The sequence below is a fragment of the Parapusillimonas granuli genome (assembly GCF_013416525.1).
Classification (GTDB): domain Bacteria; phylum Pseudomonadota; class Gammaproteobacteria; order Burkholderiales; family Burkholderiaceae_B; genus Parapusillimonas; species Parapusillimonas granuli.
On record NZ_JACCEM010000007.1, the window covers coordinates 149,961 to 175,216 of the forward strand.

Annotated in this window: 26 protein-coding genes; 17 read left to right on the forward strand and 9 right to left on the reverse strand. The window is 66.1% G+C overall.

Going from position 1 to position 25,256, the window contains the following annotated elements; all coding sequences use genetic code 11:
* The first annotated feature begins 3 nt into the window (after positions 1–3).
* Positions 4–594 (forward strand): IMPACT family protein, encoded by a 591-nt coding sequence (locus H0A72_RS14225; protein WP_180156442.1) that lies wholly within the window; start codon positions 4–6, stop codon positions 592–594.
* Here H0A72_RS14225 and H0A72_RS14230 read toward each other — a convergent pair.
* Positions 591–1,490 carry a LysR family transcriptional regulator gene (locus tag H0A72_RS14230; RefSeq protein WP_180156444.1) on the reverse strand — a complete coding sequence of 300 codons (900 nt, stop codon included), beginning with the start codon at positions 1,488–1,490 and terminating at the stop codon, positions 591–593. The two genes, H0A72_RS14225 and H0A72_RS14230, sit on opposite strands and share 4 nt — an antisense overlap.
* A 101-nt stretch (positions 1,491–1,591) precedes the next feature.
* Between H0A72_RS14230 and H0A72_RS14235 the strand changes: the two genes are divergently transcribed.
* From H0A72_RS14235 to H0A72_RS14245, 3 genes are all read left to right on the forward strand, one after another.
* Complete coding sequence (locus H0A72_RS14235) at positions 1,592–3,289, forward strand: acyl-CoA dehydrogenase family protein (protein WP_180156447.1); 1,698 nt, start codon at positions 1,592–1,594, stop codon at positions 3,287–3,289.
* A 75-nt stretch (positions 3,290–3,364) separates the two neighbouring features.
* The gene (locus tag H0A72_RS14240) at positions 3,365–4,357 is read left to right on the forward strand and encodes a Bug family tripartite tricarboxylate transporter substrate binding protein (RefSeq protein WP_180156450.1); all 993 of its coding nucleotides are present in this window, start codon (positions 3,365–3,367) and stop codon (positions 4,355–4,357) included.
* 11 nt (positions 4,358–4,368) lie between these two features.
* Positions 4,369–5,535 carry a CaiB/BaiF CoA transferase family protein gene (locus tag H0A72_RS14245; RefSeq protein ID WP_180156452.1) on the forward strand — a complete coding sequence of 389 codons (1,167 nt, stop codon included), beginning with the start codon at positions 4,369–4,371 and terminating at the stop codon, positions 5,533–5,535.
* Here H0A72_RS14245 and trxA read toward each other — a convergent pair.
* Together trxA and H0A72_RS14255 are read right to left on the reverse strand one after the other, a co-directional pair.
* Positions 5,514–5,900 carry a thioredoxin gene (gene trxA / locus H0A72_RS14250; RefSeq protein WP_180156454.1) on the reverse strand — a complete coding sequence of 129 codons (387 nt, stop codon included), beginning with the start codon at positions 5,898–5,900 and terminating at the stop codon, positions 5,514–5,516. The genes H0A72_RS14245 and trxA overlap by 22 nt on opposite strands.
* Before the next feature lie 152 nt (positions 5,901–6,052).
* Positions 6,053–7,345 carry an NCS2 family permease gene (locus H0A72_RS14255; RefSeq protein WP_180156456.1) on the reverse strand — a complete coding sequence of 431 codons (1,293 nt, stop codon included), beginning with the start codon at positions 7,343–7,345 and terminating at the stop codon, positions 6,053–6,055.
* 88 nt (positions 7,346–7,433) lie between these two features.
* On the opposite strand from H0A72_RS14255, the gene tsaD reads away from it, so the two are divergent.
* Complete coding sequence (tsaD, locus tag H0A72_RS14260; RefSeq protein WP_180156458.1) at positions 7,434–8,489, forward strand: tRNA (adenosine(37)-N6)-threonylcarbamoyltransferase complex transferase subunit TsaD; 1,056 nt, start codon at positions 7,434–7,436, stop codon at positions 8,487–8,489.
* 52 nt (positions 8,490–8,541) lie between these two features.
* On the opposite strand, the gene plsY is transcribed toward tsaD, so the two are convergent.
* Positions 8,542–9,195 carry a glycerol-3-phosphate 1-O-acyltransferase PlsY gene (gene plsY / locus H0A72_RS14265; RefSeq protein ID WP_180156460.1) on the reverse strand — a complete coding sequence of 218 codons (654 nt, stop codon included), beginning with the start codon at positions 9,193–9,195 and terminating at the stop codon, positions 8,542–8,544.
* A gap of 107 nt (positions 9,196–9,302) precedes the next feature.
* Between plsY and surE the strand changes: the two genes are divergently transcribed.
* The 6 genes from surE (at position 9,303) to rlmD (ending at position 14,632) form a co-directional block, all read left to right on the forward strand.
* Positions 9,303–10,061 (forward strand): 5'/3'-nucleotidase SurE, encoded by a 759-nt coding sequence (surE, locus tag H0A72_RS14270; RefSeq protein WP_180156462.1) that lies wholly within the window; start codon positions 9,303–9,305, stop codon positions 10,059–10,061.
* Complete coding sequence (locus tag H0A72_RS14275; protein WP_180156464.1) at positions 10,046–10,864, forward strand: protein-L-isoaspartate(D-aspartate) O-methyltransferase; 819 nt, start codon at positions 10,046–10,048, stop codon at positions 10,862–10,864. The genes surE and H0A72_RS14275 overlap by 16 nt, the downstream gene beginning before the upstream one ends.
* A 17-nt stretch (positions 10,865–10,881) precedes the next feature.
* On the forward strand, positions 10,882–11,676 hold the full coding sequence (locus H0A72_RS14280) for a peptidoglycan DD-metalloendopeptidase family protein (protein WP_180156466.1): 795 nt from the start codon (positions 10,882–10,884) through the stop codon (positions 11,674–11,676).
* Complete coding sequence (locus tag H0A72_RS14285; protein ID WP_180156468.1) at positions 11,673–12,449, forward strand: 3'-5' exonuclease; 777 nt, start codon at positions 11,673–11,675, stop codon at positions 12,447–12,449. The genes H0A72_RS14280 and H0A72_RS14285 overlap by 4 nt, the downstream gene beginning before the upstream one ends.
* 120 nt (positions 12,450–12,569) lie before the next feature.
* The gene (locus H0A72_RS14290) at positions 12,570–13,223 is read left to right on the forward strand and encodes a hypothetical protein (RefSeq protein ID WP_180156470.1); all 654 of its coding nucleotides are present in this window, start codon (positions 12,570–12,572) and stop codon (positions 13,221–13,223) included.
* A gap of 92 nt (positions 13,224–13,315) precedes the next feature.
* A complete protein-coding gene (gene rlmD, locus H0A72_RS14295) occupies positions 13,316–14,632 on the forward strand; it encodes a 23S rRNA (uracil(1939)-C(5))-methyltransferase RlmD (protein WP_180156472.1) in 1,317 nt (438 codons plus the stop codon).
* Positions 14,633–14,696: 64 nt separating this feature from the next.
* Here rlmD and argH read toward each other — a convergent pair whose 3' ends face one another.
* The gene (argH, locus tag H0A72_RS14300) at positions 14,697–16,118 is read right to left on the reverse strand and encodes an argininosuccinate lyase (RefSeq protein WP_180156474.1); all 1,422 of its coding nucleotides are present in this window, start codon (positions 16,116–16,118) and stop codon (positions 14,697–14,699) included.
* Between the two features lie 81 nt (positions 16,119–16,199).
* On the opposite strand from argH, the gene H0A72_RS14305 reads away from it, so the two are divergent.
* The 3 genes from H0A72_RS14305 to H0A72_RS14315 all read left to right on the forward strand — a co-directional run bounded on the left by H0A72_RS14305 (position 16,200) and on the right by H0A72_RS14315 (position 18,511).
* Positions 16,200–17,540 (forward strand): mechanosensitive ion channel family protein, encoded by a 1,341-nt coding sequence (locus H0A72_RS14305; RefSeq protein ID WP_425502477.1) that lies wholly within the window; start codon positions 16,200–16,202, stop codon positions 17,538–17,540.
* Positions 17,541–17,568: 28 nt separating this feature from the next.
* Positions 17,569–17,907, forward strand: a complete 339-nt coding sequence (locus H0A72_RS14310; RefSeq protein WP_180156476.1) for a P-II family nitrogen regulator — start codon at positions 17,569–17,571, stop codon at positions 17,905–17,907.
* Between the two features lie 67 nt (positions 17,908–17,974).
* The gene (locus H0A72_RS14315; protein WP_180156478.1) at positions 17,975–18,511 is read left to right on the forward strand and encodes a YaeQ family protein; all 537 of its coding nucleotides are present in this window, start codon (positions 17,975–17,977) and stop codon (positions 18,509–18,511) included.
* Between the two features lie 34 nt (positions 18,512–18,545).
* Here the strand turns inward: H0A72_RS14315 and H0A72_RS14320 are convergent, their stop codons facing one another.
* Entirely contained in the window at positions 18,546–19,130 is a 585-nt protein-coding gene (locus tag H0A72_RS14320) for a chorismate--pyruvate lyase family protein (RefSeq protein WP_180156479.1), read from the reverse strand.
* 36 nt (positions 19,131–19,166) lie between these two features.
* Between H0A72_RS14320 and H0A72_RS14325 the strand changes: the two genes are divergently transcribed.
* Positions 19,167–19,901 carry a pseudouridine synthase gene (locus H0A72_RS14325; protein ID WP_180156482.1) on the forward strand — a complete coding sequence of 245 codons (735 nt, stop codon included), beginning with the start codon at positions 19,167–19,169 and terminating at the stop codon, positions 19,899–19,901.
* A 66-nt stretch (positions 19,902–19,967) separates the two neighbouring features.
* On the opposite strand, the gene H0A72_RS14330 is transcribed toward H0A72_RS14325, so the two are convergent.
* Both H0A72_RS14330 and ugpQ read right to left on the reverse strand, forming a co-directional pair.
* Positions 19,968–20,822, reverse strand: coding sequence for a 23S rRNA (adenine(2030)-N(6))-methyltransferase RlmJ (locus tag H0A72_RS14330; RefSeq protein ID WP_180156484.1), 855 nt, complete (start codon positions 20,820–20,822; stop codon positions 19,968–19,970).
* A 39-nt stretch (positions 20,823–20,861) separates the two neighbouring features.
* Positions 20,862–21,617: a glycerophosphodiester phosphodiesterase gene (gene ugpQ, locus H0A72_RS14335; RefSeq protein WP_180156486.1), complete on the reverse strand. Its 756-nt coding sequence runs from the start codon at positions 21,615–21,617 to the stop codon at positions 20,862–20,864.
* Between the two features lie 232 nt (positions 21,618–21,849).
* Between ugpQ and H0A72_RS14340 the strand changes: the two genes are divergently transcribed.
* On the forward strand, positions 21,850–23,811 hold the full coding sequence (locus H0A72_RS14340) for a SurA N-terminal domain-containing protein (RefSeq protein WP_180156488.1): 1,962 nt from the start codon (positions 21,850–21,852) through the stop codon (positions 23,809–23,811).
* A gap of 96 nt (positions 23,812–23,907) precedes the next feature.
* Here the strand turns inward: H0A72_RS14340 and H0A72_RS14345 are convergent, their stop codons facing one another.
* Positions 23,908–24,552 (reverse strand): arylesterase, encoded by a 645-nt coding sequence (locus H0A72_RS14345; RefSeq protein WP_180156490.1) that lies wholly within the window; start codon positions 24,550–24,552, stop codon positions 23,908–23,910.
* Here H0A72_RS14345 and H0A72_RS14350 point away from each other — a divergent pair.
* Positions 24,551–25,219, forward strand: coding sequence for an ABC transporter ATP-binding protein (locus H0A72_RS14350; protein WP_180156492.1), 669 nt, complete (start codon positions 24,551–24,553; stop codon positions 25,217–25,219). The genes H0A72_RS14345 and H0A72_RS14350 overlap by 2 nt on opposite strands.
* Positions 25,220–25,256 lie beyond the last annotated feature (37 nt).

The window sequence follows — 25,256 nt, forward strand, 5'->3', positions numbered from 1 at the left end:
CGCATGGCATATACCTTGACCGGGCGGGCGAGCTACCAGGAAGACATCAAGAAAAGCCGCTTCCTGGCCGTGGCCGGCCCGGTGCGCACGCCCGGGGAAGCCATGGCGTTCTTTGCCGCCCATGGCGTGGCGGACGCCACGCACAATTGCTGGGCGTATCGGGTGGGAAGCGAATACCGCTACAGCGACGACGGCGAGCCCGGCGGCACGGCGGGCCGCCCCATTCTGCAGGCGATAGAAGGGCAGGGCTGCGACCGGGTCGCGGTATTGGTGGTGCGCTGGTTCGGCGGCATCAAGCTCGGGCCGGGCGGGCTCGTCCGGGCCTATGGGGGGACGGCCGCGCAGTGCCTGCGGCTGGCGGAGAAGGTCGAGATCGTCGAAGAGCTGGAGATCGACTGCGCTTGCGTTTTTTCCGACATGGCGCTGGTCCAGTCGCGTTTGGCGGCTATGGGGGCGCGGGTGCTGGACGAGGCGTTCGACGCCGGCGGCGTGCGCTGGCGCCTGGCCGTGCCCAAGGATAGAGCGGATGAATTGTCGCGGCTGTTTGCGGACATGACCCGGGGGCGGGGGCGCTGGGAAGTCGTGGGCGGCTAGGGTCGCCCCTCATGCCCCCAATGCTCGCGAATCAGCTCGATGTGCTTGTCCCGTATCCGTGATTCGTGCGCCGGCATCCAGATCAGGCTGCTGACCGACTTCCGGCTGTGCTCGAATTCCAGAAAACGCAAGCCCGACAAGCGGCTGCGCGCCAGGCAGCGCGGGACGATCGACACGCCGAGCTCCTGGGAAACCAGCGTCGCCACGCTCAGCCAGTGGCGCGCCTCTTTCTTGACCGAAGGAAAGAAGCCCGCCTGCAGGCACATCGACAGCAGCGTTTCATAATAGCTCGGCGAAAACAGCCGCGAAAAGAAAATGAAATGCTCATCGGCCAGGGCCGCCAGGTCGATGGTGTCGCCGCGCGCCAGGCGATGGCGTTCCGGCAGGCAGACGGAGAACGGCTCCTCGACCAGATCCAGACAGGCCATTCCTTCCGGCACCGGATTCGCGTGGATGAAGCCGATATCCAGCCCGCCGCGCTCCACCAGTTGAATTTGCTCCGCCGAATTCAATTCCAGCAGCACGTGCTCCACCTTCGGGTAGAGCGCATCGAAACGCTTGAGCAGCTCCGCCAGGCCCCGGTACAGCATCGAGCCGACGAAGCCGATGCGGATCTGGCCCTGGGCGCCGGCGTCCACGCTGCGCACCAGCTGCTTCACCTCGGCATTGCGCTGCAATAGGAACATGGCCTCCTTGTACAGCGCGGCGCCCGCCGCCGTGAGCGCCACATTGCGGCTGTTGCGGTCCAGCAGGCGGGCCTCCAGCGTTTCCTCCAGCTGCCGGATGGCGTAGCTGAGCGGCGGCTGGGAAATATGCAGGCGCTCGGCGGCGCGGCTGAAGTTCAGTTCTTCGGCGACCGCGACGAAATAACGCAGCAGGCGTGGGTCCAGGTCCATGGATTACCTATACAAAACGTGTATGGATACTAAGTAATTTGGTATTTGTGAATATTAATTCCGGATCTTAAGATGAATCAACTACCAACGAGGTGATCATCATGAACGCTCCCATGCACGCCCCGGCTCCGGTCTCCAACATCCCCGACGCAAGAGGCATCAACCTGTTCGCCGCCGATCCCTACGCGGCGCCCATGCTGCGGCTGTACCTGCCCGCGGACCTGCTGGCGCACCTGCTGCCCACCTTCGATGAACTGGGCGGCCTGGCCGGAGGCAGGCTGGACGAGCTTGCCGACGTGGCCGACAAGCATCCGCCCACGCTGTCCGTGCGCACCCGGGACGGCCGAGACCAGTCCGGGATCGCCAAGCACCCCGCTTACGTGGAATTGGAAAAGACGGCCTACGCCAAGCTGGGCCTGGCGGCCATGTCGCACCGGGCCGGTGTGCTGGGCTGGCCGGCGCCCATGCCGCCGGCGGCCAAGTACGCCTTGAGCCATTTGTTCGTGCAGGCCGAGTTCGGCCTGTGCTGTCCGGTGAGCATGACGGATTCGCTGGCGCGCACCCTGCGCAAGTATGGCGACGCCGAACTGATACGGAAAGTGCTGCCCCAGGTCACGGCCATCGATTTCGACGAACTCCGGCAAGGCGCCATGTTCATGACCGAGCAGGCGGCGGGGTCGGACGTCAGCGCGACGGAGACCCGCGCCGAGCAGGCGGACGACGGCAGCTGGAGGCTGACCGGCGACAAATGGTTCTGCTCGAATCCGGACGCGGGCTTCGCCATGGTCCTGGCCCGCAGCGAAGCCAAGCCGGGGCTGGGCGGCGTGTCGCTGTTCCTGCTGCCCAGGGACCTGCCGGACGGCGGCCACAACCACTACCGCATCCTGCGCCTGAAGGACAAGCTGGGCACGCGCTCCATGGCCAGCGGCGAAATACGCCTGGAAGGCGCTTTCGCCTGGCTGGTGGGCGAGCGCGGGCGCGGCTTCCAGCAGATGGCCGACATGATCAACAACTCGCGGCTGTCCAACGGCATGCGGGCCGCCGGCCTGATGCGCCGCGCCCTGACCGAGGCGACGTACTTCGCGCGCCACCGCCGGGCATTCGGCTCGCGTCTGGTGGACCTGCCGCTGATGCAGCGCCAGCTGCTCAAGATGCTGGTGCCCACGGAACAGGCGCGGTCCATCATGTTCCAGACGGCGGCGGCGCTGGAGCGGGCCGATCGCGGCGACGAGGCGGCGCGCGCCCTGGTGCGCATCCTGACGCCGCTGATCAAGTTCCGCGCGTGCCGGGACGCCCGCAAGGTGACGGGCGACGCGATGGAAGTGCGCGGAGGCTGCGGCTACATCGAGGAATGGGCCGAGGCGCGCCTGCTGCGGGACGCCCACCTGGGGTCGATCTGGGAAGGCACGAGCAATATCGTGGCCTTGGACGTGCTGCGCGCGATCGAGCGCAACCGGTGCCTGCCGGCGCTGCGCGAGCACGTGGAGCGCCTGCTGGCGGAAGGGCGGGCCTGCCCGCCGGACCTCGCGCCGCTGCAGGACGAGGCGCTGGACAAGGCCTTCCTGCTGGCCGAGCACGCCGCCCACGGCAAGCGCCCGGAACTCGCGCGCCAGGCCGCCAGCGCCCTCTACAACATACTGACGCTGGCCGCGCTGCGCTGGGAAGCCGCGCACGAGGGACTGTCGACGCGCGGCGCCATCGCGGACCTCGTCTTGCGGCACCGGCTCGCCCCGCGCGATCCCTGCGCGCAGGACGGCGCGGCGCCGGAGCTCGACGCTCTGGAGGCCCTGGTTTTCTGACCCTGCGCCGCAGGGTCGACTGATGCACCTTCACACTTCATGCATCTTCACACTTCATAACGAGACGGAGACAATATGAACAAGCTCTTATCACGTGTCACGCTGGCCGCGGCCGGCTTGCTGGCGGCGACGCAAGCCGCCATGATTCCCATCCCCGCCATGGCGGCCTATCCGGAGCAACCGGTGAAGCTGATCGTTCCCTTCCCGCCGGGCGGGCCGACCGACGCGCTGGCGCGCCGCCTGGCGCAAAGCCTGAGCGAACCGCTGGGGCAGCCGGTGGTCGTCGAGAACAAGGCGGGGGCGGGCGGCAACATCGGTTCCGACTACGTGGCCAAGTCCAAGCCCGACGGCTACAACATCCTGTTCGGCACCTCCGGCCCGCTGGCCATCAACATCGGCATGTACAAGAACCTGGGCTACGATCCGCGCAGCAGTTTCGAACCCATCATACGCATCGGCCACCTGCCCAACATCCTGGTGATCAACCCGCAAGTCCCGGCGAGGACGCTGCAGGAACTGATCGCCTACGCCAAGGCGAACCCGGACAAGCTCTCCTATGCGTCCTCGGGGAACGGCGCCTCGTCCCACCTGGCCGGCGTCCTGTTCAACCAGATGGCGGGCACCAGCATTCTGCACGTGCCTTACCGCGGCACGGGGCCGGCCCTGAACGACTTGCTGGGCGGGCAGGTGTCCATGTCCTTCACCGACATTCTCACCGCCTTGCCGCATGTGCAGGCGGGCACGCTGATACCGATAGGGCTGGCGAGCGCGGAGCGCTCCGCCGCCTTGCCGGACCTCGCCACGCTGGACGAGCAAGGGCTCAAGGGCTATGACGTCAGCGTTTTCTTCGGCATCGTCGCGCCCAAGGGCACGCCGGGGCCCGTGGTCGACAAGCTCAACCAGGCGTTCGTCCAGGCCCTGCACGCGCCCGAGATCCGCGAGACGCTCGCCAAGCAGGGCATCGTCGAGGCGCGGGACCAGACGCCGCAAGGCCTGGCGTCCTTCATCGCGGCCGAAGTCCCCAAATGGGGCGCCCTGACCAAGGCGGCCAATATTTCTCTGGATTGAACGGAGCCGGAATGAATCACGCAACGAACGCGCCGGCCGGAGCATTGCAGGGCTGCAAGGTCGTCGACCTGTCCCGCGTGCTGGGCGGCCCTTACTGCACGCAGATTCTGGGAGATCACGGCGCCGAAGTGTTCAAGGTCGAGCCGCCCGCGGGCGACGAGACCCGGGGCTGGGGCCCGCCCTTCCAGGAGGGGACGGCGTCCTATTTCCTGGGGGTGAATCGCAACAAGCTGGGGCTCAGCCTGGACCTTTCGAGCGAAGAAGGGCGGCGCTTCCTGCTGGCCCTGCTGGAAGACGCCGACGTCCTGGTCGAGAATTTCAAGCCCGGCACGCTGGAGAAATGGGGCCTGGGCGCGGACGTCCTGCAGCCGCGCTTCCCCAAGCTGATTCATTGCCGGATCAGCGGCTTCGGCGCCGACGGCCCCTTGGGCGGCCTGCCGGGCTACGACGCCTGCGCCCAGGCCATGTGCGGGCTGATGAGCGTGAACGGCGAGGCGAACGGCGCCGCCACCCGGGTCGGGCTGCCCGTGGTCGACATGGTGACCGGGCTCAATGCCGCCCTGGCCATCCTGATGGCCCTGAACGAAAGACAGCGCAGCGGCCTGGGCCAGTTCCTGGACATCACGCTGTTCGATTGCGCGATCTCCCTGCTGCATCCGCATGCGGCCAACTTCTTTCTCAGCGGCCAGGTGCCGCAGCGCTCGGGCAACGCGCACCCCAATATCGCGCCTTATGAAACCTTTCCGACGCGGGCGGGGGAAATCTTCCTGGCGGTGGGCAACAACCGCCAGTTCCGGCTGCTGGTCGAAGCGCTGGGCCAGGCGCCTTTGGCCGACGATCCCCGCTATGCGAGCAACGCGGACCGCTTGCAAAACCGCGCCGCCTTGCGGGACACGCTCATGGCGCTGCTTGCGCGGCATGAAGCGGCGGGGCTGTCGCAGCGATTGCTGAGGCAAGGCGTGCCCGCGGCGCCGGTGATGAACGTGGAGGAACTGCTGCGGCACCCGCATACCCGGCATCGGGGCATGGTCCTGGACGAGGACGGGTACCGGGCCATCGCCTCGCCCATCAAGCTTTCGCGCACGCCCGCCAGCCTGCGCCGCATGCCGCCCCGTTTCGGGCAGCACAACGACGAAGTGGCGGAGAAACTGGAGGGTCAGGCCTCGTCAGGCGCCTGACCCCCGTTGTTCTGGGCCGCGATTTCGGCGTGGACTTGCGCCATGTCCAGCTCCTTGACCTGTTCCAGCAGCTGGTTGAGCTGGCCGGCGGACAGCGCGCCGGCCTGCGAGAACAGCAGCACGCGCTCGCGGAATACCATCAGGGTGGGAATGGAGCGGATGCCCATGCCCGCCGCGAGTTCCTGCTCTTCTTCGGTGTTCACCTTGGCGAAGACGATGTCTTCGTGCTCCTTGGATGCGGCGTCGAATACCGGGGCGAAGCTTCGGCACGGCCCGCACCAGGGCGCCCAGAAGTCGACGATCAGCGGTTTGTCGCCCTGGATGGCTTCCTGGAAGCTGTCCTTGTTCAGATCTATGGTGCTCATGAGCCCCCCTGTCAAAGAAAAAAGCGGCTTGGCCAGCCGCTTTTCATGTCGTTTAGATTAGTGCGTCCAGCCAGTGTAACCGCTACGCCGCGATCGCGCGAGGCCGCCCGGGAGCGTTAATGCAACGGAGTGCGACGGCGCGCCGCGCCCCGTCACTCCGGAAAGGCCGCATACTTGATCACGAACAGCAGCGCGACCAGCAGCGTGGCCGGGTGGATGTCGCGGTAGCGGCCGGTGACCGCCTTCAGCACCACATAGCTGATGAAGCCGAAGGCCAGCCCGTTCGCGATGGAGTAGGTGAAGGGCATGGTCATGGCCGCGAGCGCGGCCGGCGTGGCTTCCGTGATGTCCTCCCACTGGATTTCCGTGATCTCGCGCAGCATCAGGCCGGCCACGTACAGCAAGGCCGGCGCGGTGGCGTAAGCGGGCACGGCGCTCGCCAGCGGCGAAAGGAAGAGCGCCAGCAGGAACAGCACGCCCACCGTCAGGGCCGTGAGCCCGGTGCGGCCGCCCGCCTGCACGCCGGCGGCGCTTTCCACGTAGGCGGTGGTGCTGCTGGTGCCGAGCATCGAGCCGGCCACGATCGCGGTGCTGTCGGCCAGCAGGGCGCGCCCCAGGCGCCCGGGCCTGCCGGGCTGGATCAGGTTCGCGCGGGTGGCGACTCCGATCAGCGTGCCGGTCGCGTCGAACACTTCCACCAGCACCAGGACCAGGATGACGTGGACGATGCCCGTCTGCAGCGCGCCCATGATGTCCAGCTGCAGGAAGGTGGGCGCGAGGCTGGGCGGGGCGGAAAGAATGCCGTGGAACTGGGTGTGCCCGGTCAGGATGGAAAGCACGGTGACGGCCAGGATGCCGATGAGGATGGCGCCGCGCACCTTGAGGGCGTCCAGCGCGGCAATCAGGAAGAACCCCAGGATGGCATACAGGGGCGGTGCGGTGGTCAGGTCGCCCAGGGCCACCTTGGTGGCGGGGTGCGCCACCACGATGCCCGAGCTCGCCAGCGCGATGATGGCCAGGAACAGGCCGATGCCCGCCGCGATGGCGGAGCGCAGCGACTTCGGTATGCCGGCGATCAGCCATGAGCGCACGCCGGTGACGGTGATGAGGATGAAGATCAAGCCGGAGATGAAGACGGCGCCCAGGGCTTGCTGCCATGAATAGCCCAGCCCGCCGACCACGGTGAACGCGAAGAACGCATTCAGGCCCATGCCGGGCGCCATGCCGATCGGCCAGTTGGCCAGGAAGGCCATGATGAAGGTGCCCAGCGCGGCGGCGAGGCAGGTGGCGACGAACACCGCGTTCTTGTCCATGCCCGTGCTCGACAGGATTTCGGGATTGACGAAGATGATGTAGGACATCGTAAGAAACGTCGTGAGCCCCGCAACGATTTCATTGCGTGGGGTCGTGCCGTGTTCACGTAACTGGAAGAGTTTTTCAAGCATGGATTTTCCCGTGGGGATGTGGCGTGGTCCGAGATGAACGATAATGCAGCCTGAATTCTAAGTCCGTTTCACCACCAGACCCTAGCACATGATCATCATCGGCTTTGAAAGCTCCTGCGACGAAACCGGCGTCGCCCTGGTCTGCACCGAGCGCGGCCTGCTGGCCCATGCGCTGCACAGCCAGATCGCCATGCACCGCGAATACGGCGGGGTCGTGCCCGAACTCGCGTCGCGCGATCACATCCGGCGCATACTGCCGCTGACGCGGGCGGTCCTGAATCAGGCGGGCCTGCCCATGGAACGGATCGATGCGGTCGCCTACACGGCCGGGCCGGGCCTGGCGGGCGCGCTGCTGGTCGGCGCCAGCGTGGCGCAGGCCTTCGCCTGGGCGCGCGGCCTGCCGGCCATCCCCATCCATCATCTCGAAGGGCACCTGCTTTCCCCGCTGCTGGCAACGCCCAGGCCCGAGTTCCCTTTCGTCGCGCTGCTGGTGTCCGGCGGCCACACGCAAATCATGCGGGTGGGCGGCGTGGGCGACTACGAACTGCTGGGCGAGACCCTGGACGACGCCGCCGGCGAGGCCTTCGACAAAAGCGCCAAGCTGCTGGGCCTGGGCTATCCGGGCGGCCCGGCGTTGTCGAAGCTGGCGCAGGAAGGCGATGCCGGCCGCTATGAACTGCCGCGCCCCATGCTGCACAGCCGCGATCTGGATTTCAGCTTCAGCGGCCTGAAGACGGCCGTGCTGACGCGGCTCAGGGCCATCGAAAAAGAATCGGGCGCGCTCGACGACGCGCAGCGCGCCGACCTGGCCGCCGCCACGGAAAGCGCGATCGTCGACGTGCTGGCGGCCAAGGCCATCAAGGCCGTCAAGCAGACCGGGCTGAAGCGCCTGGTCGTCGCGGGGGGCGTGGGGGCCAACCGCCATCTGCGCAAGCAGCTCATCGAGGCGGCCGCCAGGCTGAAATGCGAGGTGTTTTTCCCGCCCCTGGATCTATGCACCGACAACGGGGCCATGATCGCCTTCGCGGCCGCCATGCGCGTCAATGCCGGGCTGGCGGCGCTGGATTCGGCCGGGCACGCCTTCACGGTCAGGCCGCGCTGGGACCTGGAAGACATCTGCGGGCCGGCGGCGGCGCCCGCCTGATTCGAACCCTGGATCCGGCGCCCATCCGGCCCGGCCCTTCGGCGAAAGCCGCCTATTTGCGGGCGTTCTTGGACCCCGAGCCGATGCGGCTTTCCTTGCCCGTCAGCAGCCGGCTGATGTTCGCCTTGTGGCGGAAGAGCAGCACGACGCTGATCACCACGATGGCCAGCGCCATCGGCTTGTCCAGAGGCCAGGCCACGTTGCCGCCCAATAGATAGAACAGCGGCGCGAACACGGCGGACAAGATCGCCGCCAGCGACGAATAGCGCGTGACGTAGGCGATGATCAGCCAGGTGGCGGCCGTGGCCAAGGCCAGCCAGGGGCTTACGGCCAGCAGGACGCCCAGCGCCGTGGCGACGCCCTTGCCGCCCTTGAAGCGCAGGAACACCGGAAACACGTGCCCCAGGAACACCGCCAGCGCGCAAGCCGCGACGACGACCGGCGGCAGGCCGAGTTCTTGCGCGATGCGCGCCGCGAAATACACCGCCACCCAGCCTTTGGCTGCGTCGCCGATCAAAGTCAGCGCCGCCGCCGTCTTGTTGCCGGTGCGCAACACGTTGGTGGCGCCCGGGTTGCCCGAGCCGAATGTGCGCGGATCCTTGAGCCCCATCGCCCGGCTGACCACTACGGCGAAGGGGATGGACCCGATGAGATAGGAGGCGATGATCAGGCCGAGCGCACTGAGGGAAAGTAGGGCGGAAGACATGGGTTCGTGTGCTCCAAAGGGTTGTGCGGCGATTCTAACCACTGTCGCTCAAAAACCAAAACGAGCAGGTACAATTGGCTACGTTCAGTTGAATCTAATGGAAGGCAATGCGCATACTGGTATCCAACGATGACGGCTACAATGCCCCGGGCCTGGAAGCGTTGGTGCAATCCCTGAAAGGGCTGGGCGAGCTCACCGTGGTGGCTCCGGAAACGAACTGCAGCGGCGCGTCCAATTCGCTCACGCTCAATCGGCCGCTGTCCGTCAGGCAGGCGTCCAACGGCTTCTATTATGTCAATGGCACGCCGTCCGATTGCGTGCACATCGCGCTCACCGGCCTGCTCGATTTTCGCCCCGATCTCGTCGTCTCGGGCATCAACAACGGCGCCAACATGGGCGAAGACACGCTTTACTCCGGCACCGTCGCGGCGGCCACCGAAGCCTATCTGTTCGGCATACCGGCCATCGCCTTCTCGCTGGTCAAGCGGGGCTGGGAACACCTCGACACCGCCGCGCGCATCGCCCGCCAAATAGTCGAACGCCACGCCGAGAACCCGCTGGTGGGCCATGTGCTGCTCAATGTCAACATCCCCGCCGTCCGCTACGACGCCCTGCAGGGCATACACGTTACCCGCCTGGGCAAGCGCCATCCTTCGGAACCGGTCGTGAAAAGCAGCACGCCCTACGGCGATACGGTGTATTGGATAGGCCCGGTGGGCAGCGTCTCCGACTCCGCCGCCGACACCGATTTCGGCGCCATCGAACAGAACGCCGTGTCCGTGACGCCCCTGCGCTTCGATCTTACCCACTACGAGCAACTGCCACAGTTCCGTGAATGGGCGGGGCCGCTATGCGTAAGCCGGTAATTCCATTTCCGTTCGCCACCGGCACCAGCAACCGGTTCGGGCGCTCCAGCCTGGGCGGGGGCGTATCGCCCACCAACAGCAATACCCGGGTGTACACGCATGGCGCGCCGGCGCGCGCCGTCGCGCAGGCGGCGCGCGACCCGTCAACAATGGTCAATTTGGGTTTGAACTCCGAGCGCTCGCGTGGCATGATGATCGAACGCTTGCGCCGGCAGGGCATCCAGGACGAACGTGTGCTGGATGCCATGATGGCCGTGCCCCGGCACCTGTTCGTGGACCAGGGCCTGGCCAGCCGCGCATACGAAGACGCCGCATTGCCCATAGGCCATGGCCAGACCATTTCCCAGCCCTGGGTCGTCGCCCGCATGATTTCCGTGGTGTGCGAAAATAAGGCGCCCGCCAAGGTGCTGGAAGTCGGCGCCGGCTGCGGCTACCAGGCGGCGGTGCTGGCCCAGTTCATCAAGGAAATCCATGCCGTCGAGCGCATCCGCGGCCTGTACGACATGGCGCGTGATAATCTCAGGGCATTGAAGCTCTCGTCCCGTGTCCGGCTCGCTTTCGGCAACGGTATGGAAGGTTTGCCCGGCGTGGCGCCGTTCGATGCCATCATCATCGCTGCCGCCGGTATTAGAATTCCCCAGGCCCTGCTCGAGCAGCTGGCGGTCGGGGGCCGTTTAATCGCCCCGGAAGGAACGACGGCGCAGCGTCTGATTCTCATCGAGCGCACCGGTGCATCCAGCTGGCATCGCGCAGAGCTCGAATCAGTGCGTTTCGTGCCGCTCCTTGCGGGGACCCAGTCTTAAGCTTTCAGGAGAACCACATGCAGGCAGGGACGTTTCGGTCAGACGCAACTACGACACTAGAACACCCTAAGCGCACGTCTCGTAAATTCATGCTGGCGGCCGTGGTCGCCAGCGCAGTCCTGGCCGGCTGCGCGGGCCGCGGCACGCAGGCCCCGGTTACAGATATGTCGCAGGGCACCACCGCCGAGCCCGCCAAGGGCGGCACCTATATCGTCAGGCCGGGCGATACGCTGTACAAGATCGCGCAGGCCCACAACATGGAGCTGGCCGAGCTCATCCGCCTGAACAACATCACGGACCCCAGCCAGCTGCGTCCCAACCAGGTGCTGCGTCTGGATTCCTCCACGCCCGCGCCCACGGCGCCGGCCCCGGGGCCGGCCACGCCGGTGCCCGTCACGCCGGTCAAGCCGGTGGAGCCCGTCAGCACCGTCAGGGCGAACGACGCTTCCCTGATCAGCTGGGCCTGGCCGGCCTCGGGCAAGATCATCCAGACCTTCAACGCCAACACCAAGGGCATAGACATCGAAGGCAATATCGGCGATCCCGTCCACGCCGCCGCGGACGGCAAGGTCATGTACGCCGGCAACGGCGTGCGCGGCCTGGGCAACCTGATCCTGCTGGGCCACAGCAACGGCTTCATCACGGCTTACGCCCACAACCAGTCCCTGCTCGTGAAAACCGGCGACCAGATCAAGAAGGGCGCCAAGATCGCCGCCATCGGCCAGACCGACACCACCTCGCCGCGGCTGCACTTCGAAATCCGCCGCCGCGGAACGCCGGTCAACCCCATGTCCTACCTGCCGGCCCGATGACGCCCACGCTCGTCTTCGACCTTGAAACCATACCGGACGCCGAAGGGCTGCGCCGGCTACACCCGGAATGGGGCCCGGGCATGTCCGACACCGACGTCATCGAGGCGGCGCTCGCCGCGCGCCGCGAGACGCACGGCAATGACTTCCTTCCCCTGCACCTGCACAAGGTCGCGGTGGTGGGCTGCGTCTTTCGCGACGACAACGGCTTCCGCGTGAAAACCCTGGGCGCGGCCGACGACCCCGAGCCCGCGCTGCTCAACGGCTTTTTCAAGACCATCGAGCGCTATACGCCCCGGCTCGTGAGCTGGAACGGGTCCGGCTTCGATCTCCCGGTCCTGCACTACCGCAGCCTGATACACGGCGTGCAGGCGCCGCGCTACTGGGACATGGGCGACGACGACCGCGACTTCAAGTTCAACAATTACATCAGCCGCTACCACAGCCGCCACATCGACCTGATGGACTTGCTGGCCAAATACAATGGCCGCGCCAATGCGCCCATGGACGACCTGGCCAAGCTCTGCGGCTTTCCCGGCAAGCTGGGCATGGACGGCGGCCAGGTCTGGAAGGCCTGGTCGGAGGGGCGGGCGGACGAAGTGCGCGCCTATTGCGAAACCGACGTCGTCAACACCTGGCTGGTGTATTGCCGCTTCCGCTTCATGAAGGGCGAGCTCGATCACGCCGCCTACGAAGCCGAAGTGCGGCTGGTGCGCGATACGCTGGCGGCCAGCGAGGCGCCGCACTGGAAGGAATACATGGCGGCCTGGGGCTGAACCGCCCGGCGCGTGGCGGCCTTTGAAATCCACTGAAAGAATACGCGGCGCGCATGAAACAAGGCCGAAACGGCCGTGGCGGCACAATGGGGCCTCCCAACCCAGTGAAAAGGAATACTCATGAAAACCGCCAAATTCTCCGTATCCGCCCTGTTCGCCGCCACCGCGGCCGCGATTGCCTTGAGCGCGGCCTCGTATGCCGCCACCCCGGGTGCCGGCGACGCGGCCACGCCCGCCGCCCAGGAAAGCGCCACGCCCCGCGCCGACAGGTCCGAATATCGCGGCGAGCATCGCTTCCACCGCGACGGCCGCCATCATGGCCCCAGGCACATGAAGCACCGCCATGACGACGCCGGCCTCTGGGTTCCGGGTTATGGCCCGGTCAGCCAGCGTTTCGTGGACACCCTGAGCCTGACCGAACAGCAAAGCAAGCTGCTGGAGGAAGCCCGGGCCGCCCAGAAGCAGCTGCGCGGCGAGCGCGGCGACGGCATGCGCGCCATGTTCAAGGAAAAGCGCGAACAGGTCCAGCAAGGCAAGATCGATCCCCGCGAAGCCTTGAAGCAAGCCGATGCCAGGCACGAGCAGATGCGCGCGGAACGCCGCCAGATCGACGAGAAGTGGCTGGCGGTCTGGGAGTCCCTGGACAAGACTCAGCAGGACAAGGTCGTGGCCCGCATGAACGAGCGCGCTGAAAAACTGGCCAGGCGCTTCGAGGAGCGCCAGGACCGCAAGGCGCGTTCCGAAGGCAAGCCGGCGGAAAAAGCCTCGTCCTGAAGCCTGGAGCCACCGAGCCGGCCGCGCATCCGGCTCGACTTCGCTTCTTGGGAATGTCAAAATTCGGGGCTGATTTCCTGGATGCACGAATAATGACGTTCGAAGTTCTGAGTATTGAATCCCTGGACCTCGAGGCGCGTGGTGTCGCGCGCCGCGAGGGCAAGGTCGTTTTTGTCGAGGGCGCCCTGCCGGGAGAGCGCGTGCAGGTCTCCGTGACCCGCCGCAAACCCTCTTACGATACCGCCCGGCTGGAAAAAATCCTGAAGCCTTCCGCCCAGCGCGTCCAGCCGCCCTGTCCGCATTTCGGCGTCTGCGGGGGCTGCGCCATGCAGCACCTGGAGCCCGCCGCGCAAGTCGCGATAAAGCAGCGGGTGCTGGAAGACGCGCTCTGGCACATAGGCCGGCTGCGCCCGGCCCGCGTGCTGGCTCCCATGCACGGGCCTTCCCTGGGCTACCGCTACCGCGCGCGCCTGTCCGTGCGCGTGGTCCGCAAGAAGGGCGGGGTGCTGGTGGGCTTTCGCGAGCGGCGCGGCAGCTATGTCGCCGATATGCGCGAATGCAAGGTCCTTCCTCCGCACGTGTCCGCCATGCTGCTGCCGCTGCGCGCCCTGGTCGCCTCCCTGGCGCAGCCCGACCGCATCCCGCAGATCGAGGTCGCGGTCGGCGACCGGACGACGGCATTGCTGTTGCGCCACATGGAGGCCTTGACGGCGAACGACATCGCGTTGCTGCGCGAGTTCGCCGCGCATCATGGCGTGACGTGGTGGCTGCAGCCCAAGGGCCCGGAAACCGCGCACCCGCTGGACGCCGTCGACGCGGACGGGCTCGCTTACGCGCTGCCGGAATTCGGCCTGCGCATGCCGTACCGGCCCACGGATTTCACGCAGGTGAACCATGCCATCAATCGGGTGCTGATTTCCAGGGCCCTGTCGCTGCTGGAGGTGGCGCCGGAGCACCGGGTGGCGGATCTGTTCTGCGGCTTGGGGAATTTCACGCTGCCGCTGGCGACCCGCGCGGCGCAGGTCGTGGGCGTGGAGGGAAGCCCGACGCTGACGGCGCGGGCGCTGGAGGCGGCGCGGCAGCATGGGCTGGATTCGAAGACGTCGTTTTCGACTTTGAATCTGTTCGAGGTGGACGCCGGCTGGCTGCGGAAACTGGGGCATTTCGATCGCATGCTGATCGATCCGCCCAGGGAAGGCGCCGAGGCGGTGTCGCGGGCCCTGGCTGCGCTGGACGCCGGCGAGCGGCCGGAACGGATGGTGTATGTGTCCTGCAACCCGGCGACGCTGGCGCGCGATGCGGGCATCCTGGTCCATGAGGGCGGCTATCGGCTGGATGCGGCGGGGGTGATCAACATGTTCCCGCACACCGGCCATGTGGAGTCGATCGCGGTCTTTGCCCGGGTGTGAGGCTTGGGGCTGGAAGGCCTGCCTGCCGCCCGCCGCATTCAGCGGCGGGCGGGCGTTGGACCGCTCAGCCGGCTGTTTCGTCGAGCACGCGCTGCGCTTCTTCTTTCACCCGCTCGGGCGCGGTGCCGCCCACGTGCTTGCGGGAAGCGACCGAGCCCTCCAGCGTCAAGACATCGAAGACGTCATCCTCGACCAGGTCATTGATGCCTTTCAATTCTTCGAGCGTCAGGTCCGCGAGATCGCAGCCCCGTTCATCGCACATGCGGACCACGTGGGCGACCGTTTCATGGGCATCGCGGAAAGGCAGGCCCTTCTTCACCAGATAGTCGGCCAGATCCGTCGCCGTGGCGAAGCCCTGCAGCGCCGCCGCGCGCATCGCCTCCGATTTGACCCGGATCCCGCCCACCAGATCCACGAAAATCGTGAGCGTATCGCGTATGGTGTCGGCCGAATCGAACAGGCCTTCCTTGTCTTCCTGGTTGTCCTTGTTGTAGGCCAGCGGCTGGCCCTTCATCAGCGTCAGCAGCGCGACCAGATGTCCGTTCACCCGGCCCGTCTTGCCGCGCGCGAGTTCGGGGACGTCGGGGTTCTTCTTTTGCGGCATGATCGAGCTGCCGGTGCAGAAGCGGTCCGCCAGATCGATGAAGCCGACGCGGGGGCTCATCCATAGCACCAGTTCTTCCGACAGGCGCGATATATGCGTCATGATCAGCGCCGCGGCGGCGCAGAACTCGATGGCGAAGTCGCGGTCGGACACGGCATCCAGGGAATTGCGGCAGACCCCGTCGAAGCCCAGCGTGCGCGCGACGCGCTCGCGGTCGATGGGGTAGGACGTGCCGGCCAGGGCGGCGGCGCCCAGCGGCAGCCGGTTGACGCGCTTGCGGCAGTCGGCAAGGCGTTCGGCGTCGCGGCCGAACATCTCGGCGTAGGCCAGCAGGTGGTGCCCGAAGGTGACCGGCTGGGCGACCTGAAGATGGGTGAAGCCGGGCAGGATGGTGGCCGCGTGCTTGAGCGCGAGCTCGGCGAGTTTGCGGCGCAGGTCGCGCAGCAGGCCCAGGCAGACGTCGATTTCATTGCGCAGCCACAGCCGGATGTCGGTGGCCACCTGGTCGTTGCGCGACCGGCCGGTGTGCAGCCGTTTTCCGGCGTCGCCGATGAGTTCGACGAGGCGCTTCTCGATGTTCAGGTGCACGTCTTCCAGATCGAGCGACCACATGAAGCCGCCCGCGTCGATTTCTTCGCGGATGCGGCCCATGCCGCGTTCGATGGAGATCCTGTCGCCTTCGGAAATGATGCCGATGGAAGCCAGCATTTCGGCGTGGGCGAGCGAGCCGTCGATGTCGAAATGGGCCAGGCGCTTGTCGAAGTGCACCGAGGCCGTGTAGCGCTTGACGAGATCGGAGACGGGTTCGGAAAAACGGGCGGACCAGGCTTGCGATTTGTTGGCAAACTGGTCCTGGAGATCGGGTGCGGAGTTCTTGGTCATAGTGGCCGGATTATAAGAGACGTGTCAGCTACGTTATATTACCCGTTTACCGTGTGAACACGAGGGGCGGCGAAAGCAACGATGCAGGAAGAAACCATGCTCGAGCGCTGGATGGGCGACGGCTGGCTCATGAACAACATGCCCGATGCGCTCTGGGCCCAGGTTCTGCTCGGCGTGGCGGTGCTGCTGGCGCTCAGCGTCGTGACGGGGTGGATCGCCTCCCGGGTGCTGGCCAGGCTCGCCCAGCGCACGCTGGACGCGATGGGGCGCAAGGACTGGTCCCGCGCCCTGTCCCGCCGGCGCGTCTTTCGCAGCGTCAGCTATGCGGTGCCGCTGCTGGTCATCATGGCGAACATCGGGCTGCTGCCCATCGCCGATCCCTACCTGGGCTTCGTCGGCCGGTTCTTTCTTTCGGCCGGCATCGTCTTCCTGTTCATGGCGCTGAACGGCCTGCTGGCCGCCTGGCAAGACGTCTACGACGCCAGCACGCGGGCGCAGACGCGGTCCATCAAGGGCTACCTGGAGCTGGGCAAGATCGTGCTCTGGGCCGTCTGCCTGATACTGGTGATCTCCATACTCGTCAACCGCTCGCCTTTGCTGATGCTGTCCGGCCTGGGCGCGCTGTCGGCGGTGCTGCTGCTGGTCTTCAAGGACACGCTGCTGTCTCTCGTCGCCAGCACGCAGATGACGTCCAACGACATGCTGCGCATCGGCGACTGGATCGAGATGCCGCAAGCCGGCGCCGACGGCTTCGTCATCGACATCGCGCTGCATACCGTCAAGGTGCAGAACTGGGACAAGACCGTCACCACCATTCCGACCTACAAGCTGTTTTCCGAGAGCTACCGCAACTGGCGCTACATGTTCGAATCCGGCGGCCGCCGCATCAAGCGCACCTTGCGCATCGATGCGGGCACGGTCCGCTTCCTGACCGAAGAGGAAATCGCCGGGCTGAGCCGCTATGCGCTGCTGAAGGACTACCTGGACGGCAAGCAGCGCGAGCTGGAGGAAACCAACCGTTCGCTGGGCGAGCTCGCCGGCCTGCAGGGCAACCGCCGGCGCCTCACGAACATAGGAACGTTCAGGGCCTACGCGCTGGCCTACCTGAAACGCCAGCGCGAGCTTCACCAGGACATGCTGATGATCGTGCGCATGATGGAGCCCGATGCGCAGGGCATCCCGATCGAAGTCTATTGTTTCGCCGACAAAACGGCCTGGGTCGAATACGAACGCATACAGGGCGACATTTTCGACCATCTGCTGGCCATACTGCCCGAACTCTCGCTGCGCCTGTACCAGTCTCCCTCGGGCGCCGATTTCGCGCGGCTGTGGGATGCCGGCCACGCGGCGGACGCATCCGGTTCCACGCCCATGGCGGCATCGCCGGACATTGCGTTCCCGGAAGGCGCGGCCGTGCGATAATTTTTCCTTTATCCGTCTGGAGTCTGAAATGAAACTAGTAACGGCCATCATCAAGCCGTTCAAGCTCGACGAAGTGCGCGAGGCGCTGGCAGATATCGGTGTAAGCGGCCTGACCGTCACCGAGGTCAAGGGCTTTGGGCGGCAGAAGGGCCATACCGAACTGTATCGCGGCGCCGAGTACGTGGTCGACTTCCTGCCCAAGCTCAGGGTCGAGGTCGTTCTGCCGGCCGCCATGGTCGACGCCGCCATCGACGCGATCATCAAGGCCGCTTTCACCGGCAAGATCGGCGACGGCAAGATCTTCGTGATCGCGGTGGAGCAGGCCATACGCATCCGCACCGGGGAAAGCGGCATCGACGCGCTCTAGCGCGTTTCAGCCGGCGGCACGCGGGTGCCGCCAAGACGGACAGAGACGGCACGAAACCAAGACGACAATGGCCCTGCGCGCGACGATATTCAAGCTGGACCTGCATGTGGCCGACATGCAGCGAGGCTATTACGGCAGCCATGCGCTGACGCTGGCCCGGCATCCCTCCGAGACCGACGAGCGCATGATGCTCCGGGTGCTCGCCTTCGCGCTGTATGCGGACGAGAACCTGGCGTTCACGCGCGGCCTGAGCACCACCGACGAGCCTTCGCTCTGGCAGAAGGATTTGACGGGCGAGATCCAGACGTGGATCGATCTGGGCCATCCCGACGAGCGCCGCTTGCTGCAGGCGGCGGGGAAGTCGCGCCGCGTGGTGGTGTTCTGCTATGGCGGGCACGCCAGCAAGGTGTGGTGGCAGGGGGTGTCGGCCGCGGCGGAGCGCATACGCGAGCTGGCGGTGTATTCCGTGGATCCGGCCAGCGCCCAGGCGCTGGCGGGGCTCGCGCGGCGCAGCATGAGCCTGCATGCGAGCATAGACGAGGGCTCCGTGCTGCTGTCTTCGGACGAGGACAGCGTGAGCGTGGACATGGAAACGTGGCGGTAGCCGGGTGACGGCGGCCTTCCCGGGGTGACGCTTTTCAGGGCTGCTTGCGCGGCTGCCCGCTGCGCGCCGCCAGGCTCCAGAAATCGGGAAGAAAACATTCGGCCACGAGCAAAGGCTGGCCATGGCGCCAGAAGGCCGAACAGCGCGCGGCCAGATGCTGCGGGGCGGGGCATAGCGGGCCGAGAATGCGCTGGCCCGTCTTGTACAGCGGGTTGTGCAGGCCGGGCCGGCACGCCAGAAACGGAGAGCGCGTGATTTCGGAACTGTGGTAGAGCATGTCCGCCAAAGGGCGCGTGCGCAGGCGGCGCATGCCTTGCCATAGGCCGTGAGAAGCCGCCAGAGGCGTAAAGCTGCGGGCGTAGACGCTGTCCACGCCATCGATCGACATGATGATCTCGCGCACCCAGATCGGGCTTCGGGGCGCCAGGCCCAGCATCCAGGCCTCCGACGGCAGCAGGCCGTCGGGGTGCTCGGCCGCGACACGCAGCCGCACCTGGCCGATGCGGCGCAGGCCGGCGGTCAGCGCGCCGGGACGAAACAGCCAGTATTTTTGCAGGCGGCTGAACGACGGCGCGGGCCGTGCCAGCCAATCAGAATCATGAGGCGGGTGCAATTCCATAAACGGTATTATCGCCAAAGTCATAAAATGCTGTTCATGGAAAAAATACGAATTTCAAAATTGATGGCCGAACAAGGCCTGTGCTCCCGGCGCGAAGCCGACGCCTACATAGAGCGCGGCTGGGTCCGCGTCGACGGCGTGGTGGTGTCCGAACTGGGCAGCAAGGCCTGGCCCGGCCAGAAAATCACCCTCGACAAGCAGGCGCGGGCCCGCCAGACGGCGCGCGTCACCATCTTGCTGAACAAGCCCGTCGGCTATGTCTCGGGCCAGGCCGAGCAGGGGTATCGGCCGGCGGTGTCCCTGATCACCGCCGCCAACCAGTATCGCGCCGGCAAGGCGACCATGCGTTTCGATCCCGCCCATTTGCGCGGCCTTGCGCCCGCCGGCCGGCTCGACATCGATTCGCAGGGCCTGCTGGTCTTGACGCAAGACGGGCGCATCGCGCGGCAGCTGATCAGCGACGACTCCGAGATCGAAAAAGAATACCTGGTGCGGGTCACCGGCAAGATCGCGGGCAACGGCCTGGCCATGCTGAATCACGGGCTGGCCCTCGACGGAGAGCCGCTGCGCCTCGCCGAAGTCAGTTGGCAGAACGAAGACCAGCTGCGCTTCATACTGCGGGAGGGCAAGAAGCGCCAGATCCGGCGCATGTGCGAGCAAGTGGGCCTCAAGGTGGTGGGCCTGAAGCGGGTGCGCATGGGGCGCATCGTCCTGGGCGACCTGCCGCCCGGGCAATGGCGCTACCTGAAGGAAGGCGAACGCTTCCTGTAAGAAGCCGTACGCTTCCCGTGGGTGCGGCGGCTTGCGCTGAAGGCCGACGGCTCGATGAGCCGCGCGTCAAGCGCCTTGCTGCTTGAGCGTGAAGGCGGCCCGGTCATCCAGCTTGAGCCTGTCGCGCAGCCAGGGCAGCGCCCGGGCCAGTTCGGCATGCAGCGTCCAGGGCGGGTTCAGCACGAACATGCCGCTGCCGTGCAAGCCGAACCCGTCGCCCGCCGGCTTGCGCACCGTCAGGGACGCATTCAGCCAGGGCGTCTGCAGGCGCTCCAGGGAACGCAGCATGTCGTGCGCTTCGCGGCGCTGAACCAGCGGATACCAGACGATGAAGCAGCCCGTGGCGAAGCGCTTCAGGCCGTCGTCCAGGGCTTGCAGCGTCCTGCGGTAATCCTTTTTGTCCTCGTAGGACGGATCGATGATGACGATGCCGCGCCGCGGCTGCGGCGGCAGTTGGCTTTTCAGGCCTTCGAAGCCGTCGGACTCGTATACGGTGGTCTGGCGCATGGCGCTTCGGCCCTGGGATTGCAGATTGCGCCGCAGCACTTCGGCTTCGGACGGGTGCATCTCGAACAGCCGCAGCCGGTCCTGCGGCCGCAGCGCGCGCAAGGCCAGCCAGGGCGAACCGGGGTAGAAATTGGCGATGCCGTCGGGGTTGAAGTGTTCCACTTCTTCCAGATAGCGCTCGATCAGCGGCGGCATTGCATCCGCGCCCAGCAGCCGGTCCAGGCCGTCGGCGAACTCGCCGTTCTTCAGCGCCCATTCGCTGCGCAGATCGTACAGGCCGGCGCCCGCGTGGGTGTCTATGACCCAGTAGGCCGCGTCCTTGCGATTGTAGTGATCCAGGACGTGCACGAAGATGGAGTGCTTCAGTACGTCGGCATGATTGCCGGCGTGAAACGCGTGTCGGTAGCTGAACAAAAGAATTCCTTGCAAACGCCTGCGGTCCGGCGCGGTTGATCAGAGGGAAGGAGCCCAGTTCGGGTTCAGGGTGGCGACTTCGTCGGTGACGATGGCGTCGCAGCCCCAATCCAGAAGTTCCTTGGCGCGCGGGGCGTCGTTGACGGTCCAGATCGCGAGTGTGAGGCCGGCCGCCTTGACCCGCTCGACCAGGGCTTTTCCAGTGTACTTGTGATTCAAGTTCAGGCCCAGGCACCGCAGCCGCTCGACGCGCACGAGCCAGTCCTGCGGCACTTCTTTCTCGATCAGCAGCGCGCGAGGAAGCTCGGGCGCGGCTTCCAGCGCCGCCTGCAAGGCCGTTTCGGAAAACGAGGACAGCAGGGGCGGCAGGGACGCGGCCGCCCAGAGCTCGCGCGCCAGCAGCGCGACCTGCCTGCCGGTTTCCGCTTCGAGGCCGGGATGCGGCTTGATTTCGATATTGCTGTGTATGCCGTTGGCCAGCGTATAGGCGGCAATGGCGTGCAGCGTGGGAATGGGCTCGCCAGCATAGGCGGGGGAGTGCCAGCCGCCGAAATCCAGGCGGGAGAGTTCGGCCAGGGTTTTGCCGGCGGCCGGGCCCTGCCCGTTGGAGCTGCGGTCCACGGTGTCGTCGTGCAGCAGGATGGCGATGCCGTCCCGGCTGAGCTTGACGTCGTATTCCATCATGCGAAAGCCGTGCGCCGCGCCCAGCCGGACGGCGGCGAGCGTGTTCTCGGGGGCCAGGCGGCCGGCGCCGCGATGGGCGATCAGTTTGGGGTAGGGCCAGGAGCGGGACATAGGGGCGAGGCGGGTCGTATCGGTGCGAAGAAGGGCGCGGCACCCTGCGAGGGGCCATGCCGTATTTTATAGCGCCGCCCGGATATCCTGAAAAATCAGACAGCTGTGGTGGTAAACTCCATGAAATTTCGTGTTCCACTCGCGTTTTTTGTAATCTTGGCGATTCTTATCGCCTTTTTTGATTCAACCGTCGCGCAGTTCCGTCAAGGGGCTGCGTGTCAGTGAGCGATTAATGTTCGATTTCATTCGTACGCATCAGCGTTTGATGCAATTGATTCTGCTTGTGCTGATTCTGCCGTCCTTCGTCCTGATCGGCGTCAGCGGCTACACCAATTATGTGTCCGGCGACCAGGACCTGGTGAAGGTGGGCGATTCGGCGGTGACCCTGCAGGATTTCGACCAGGCGCGCCGCAACCAGCTGCAGCAATTGCAGCAAAGCAGCCAGGGGGGCTTCGATCCGTCCGTGCTCGACAACCGCGAGGCGCGCAGCGCCTTGCTCGAATCGCTGGTCGACCGGCGCCTGCTGGTCAACACCGCGACCAAGGAGCGCTTCAGCGTGTCCGACGCCGTCCTGCGCCAGACGATCTCTTCCATGCCCCAGCTGCAGGAAAACGGCCAGTTCTCGCCCGCGCGCTACAACCAGGTGCTGGCGTCGGTCGGCCTGACCACCCGCGATTTCGAACAGGGGCAGCGCGCCGAACTCGCTCTGGACCGCGTGCTCGGCCCCGTCGCCCTGACGTCCAGCATCCCGCCGTCGGTGGTGGGCCTGGTCGGGAAATCGCTTACCGAAGAACGCAGCCTGCGGCTTCTGGCGTTTCCCGCCGAAGACTATGAAAAAGACGTCACGGTCTCGGAAGACGACATCAAGGCATGGTACGAGCAGAACAAGCAAACGCTCGAACTCCCGGAGCAGGTCAACGCGCAATACGTGCTCTTGAACGAAGCGGCGGCCATGGCGAATCTGCCCGCGATCAGCGAAGAAGACCTGCGGCGCTATTACGAACAGAACAAATCGCGCTATGTCCAAGCGCCCCGCGTCGACGTCAGCCACATCCAGATCAGCGTCGCCGCCACGGCTTCGGACGAAGAACGCAAGAAGGCGCTCGCCAAGGCCGAGGAAATCGCGGCCAAGGTGAAGGCCGAACCGGCTTCCTTCGCCGAGGTCGCCAAGGCGGAATCGCAGGACGCCGGCACCGCGAAAGACGGCGGGCGGCTCGGATGGATCACCAAGGGCTCCTGGCCGGCCAACCTGGACCAGATCATATTTTCGCTGGGCAAGGGCGATGTCTCCGGCGTCGTCGACGGCCCCGGCGGCTTCCACATTTTCCATGCCAATGACGTCCAGGCCGAACAGGGCGAGTCCTTCGAACAGGCCCGCTCCAAGGTCGAGGCCGAAGTGCGCCGCCAGCTGGGCGCCGACCGCTACGCGGACATGGCCAGCAAGCTCACCGGCCTGGTCTACGACAATCCGGCCAGCCTGCAGCCGGCCGCCGATGCGCTCGGCCTGAAGATCAAGTCCGCCGCCGGCATCGCCCGCGACCGCCTGCTGTCTTCGGACCAGGTGCCGGCCAACGCGGCGTCCGCCGGCGAGGACGCGGCCATACTCGACGACGTTCGCGTGCGCCGCGCGCTGTTCTCGACGCAGACGCTGGCCGACAAGCAAAACTCCGGCGTGATCGAAATCTCGCCCGACACCATGATCGCGCTGCGGGTCGAGAAGCTCATCCCCGCGCACGTGCCCGAACTGGCCCAGGTCTCGGACCACATCCGCAAGCTGCTGGTCCAGGAACGGGCGCTGGCGGCAAGCCGCAAGGCCGGCGAGGAAGCCCTGGCCGGCTTCCGGAAAGCCGCCGCGGACGAGGTGCCGGAAAAATTCGGCTCGGTGCTGACCATCAGCCGGATGAATCCTCAAGGCCTGAACAAATCCATCACCGACGCGGCCCTGGCGGTCGAGGACGACAAGTTCCCGCAGTATCTGGGGATAAGCGTCCCGCAAGGCTATGTGGTCCTGCGCGTGGAAGGCGGCAAGGCGGGAGACCTCGACGAGCCGATGCGCGAGACCTTGTCGGCGCAGCTGGCCCAGGCCTGGGGCAAGGCGGAAGAGCAGGCCGTGCTGCGCGAAATGAAGGTGCAGGCCAAGGTGACGATGCTGCCGGAGGCGGAAGAGGCCTTGTCCGGCGAAAAGGCCGAATAGCGGTCGCTGCGGCCTCGATCCCGCCGCACGAGGCGGCTGCCGCCGCGGGCCGCGGAGCGATATCGATCCGAGCCGGGCGGCCAGGCCGCCCGGGCCTCATCGCGCCAGCATGGGGCCCAGTTTCTTCCAGACGTTGTCCGCCAATATGGCTTGCGCCGCTTCGTTCGGATGAATGCCGTCGGCCTGGAACAGTTCCATGTTGGCGGCCATGCCTTCCAGCAGGAAGGGCACCAGCTCCACGCCGTGCCGTGCGGCCAGTTCGGAAAAAAGCCGCTGGAACTGTTCGGTGTACGCGCGCCCGTAGTTGGGGGGAATCTGCATCCCCACCAGCAGGACTTCGGCGTTGCGGCTTCTGGCCTGTTCTATCATCGCGCTCAGGTTGTCGCGGGTGGCGGCCAGGGCAAGGCCCCGCAAGGCGTCGTTGCTGCCCAGTTCAATGATGACCACCCGGGGCTGGTGGGTGGACAGGGCCGCCGGCAGGCGCGCCCGCCCGCCGCTCGTGGTGTCGCCGCTGATGCTGCTGTTGAGTATCTGGTATCCTGGCGCCTCGGTCCGCAGACGGTCGGCGATCAGCTTCACCCATCCGGTGTCGCGCCGCAAGCCGTATTCGGCCGATAAACTGTCGCCTATGACCAGTATGGCGCTCCGGGCTTCGGCCGGCGGGTCGGCAGGCTGGGAGTCCGCCGCCACGATCTGAGAACAGCACAGCGCAATCGCTGCCAAACATCCACGTATCCACATGAGTCAGCCAAATTCCATTGAAGTCAGACAGTTGTGCCAGAGGGTTTCGGATTCCGCCGGCCATTTGGATATTTTAGACAATGTCAGTTTCACGGTGGCCGATGGGGACGCATTGGCGATCACGGGCAGTTCCGGGTCCGGCAAGTCGACGCTGCTCGGCTTGATGGCGGGGCTGGACGTCCCGACTTCGGGCCAGGTGCTGCTGCTCGGGCATGATCTGTTCGCCTGCGACGAAGAGCAGCGGGCCGCGCTGCGCGCGGCGCACGTGGGTTTCGTGTTCCAGTCTTTTCAGCTTCTGCCGAACCTGACGGCGCTGGAAAACGTGATGCTGCCGCTGGAGCTAGCCGGCCGGCCGGCGCGGGAAGAGGCGACGGCGATGCTGGAGCGGGTGGGCCTGAAGGATCGCCTGCACCATTATCCCCGCACCTTGTCGGGCGGCGAACAGCAGCGCGTATCGCTTGCGCGGGCTTTCGTGATGAAGCCGCGGCTCCTGTTCGCGGACGAGCCCACGGGCAGCCTGGATACGCAGAATGGCGAGAAGATCATCGATTTGATGTTCGAGCTGCATCGGGAGCAGAACACGACGCTGGTCCTGGTGACGCACGACCCGCAGCTCGCGGCGCGCTGCACGCGCGAGATCCGCTTGTCGGGGGGCAAGATGGTGTGATGGAAGGCCGGCCGAGACGGGCGGCCAGCGCCGCGCG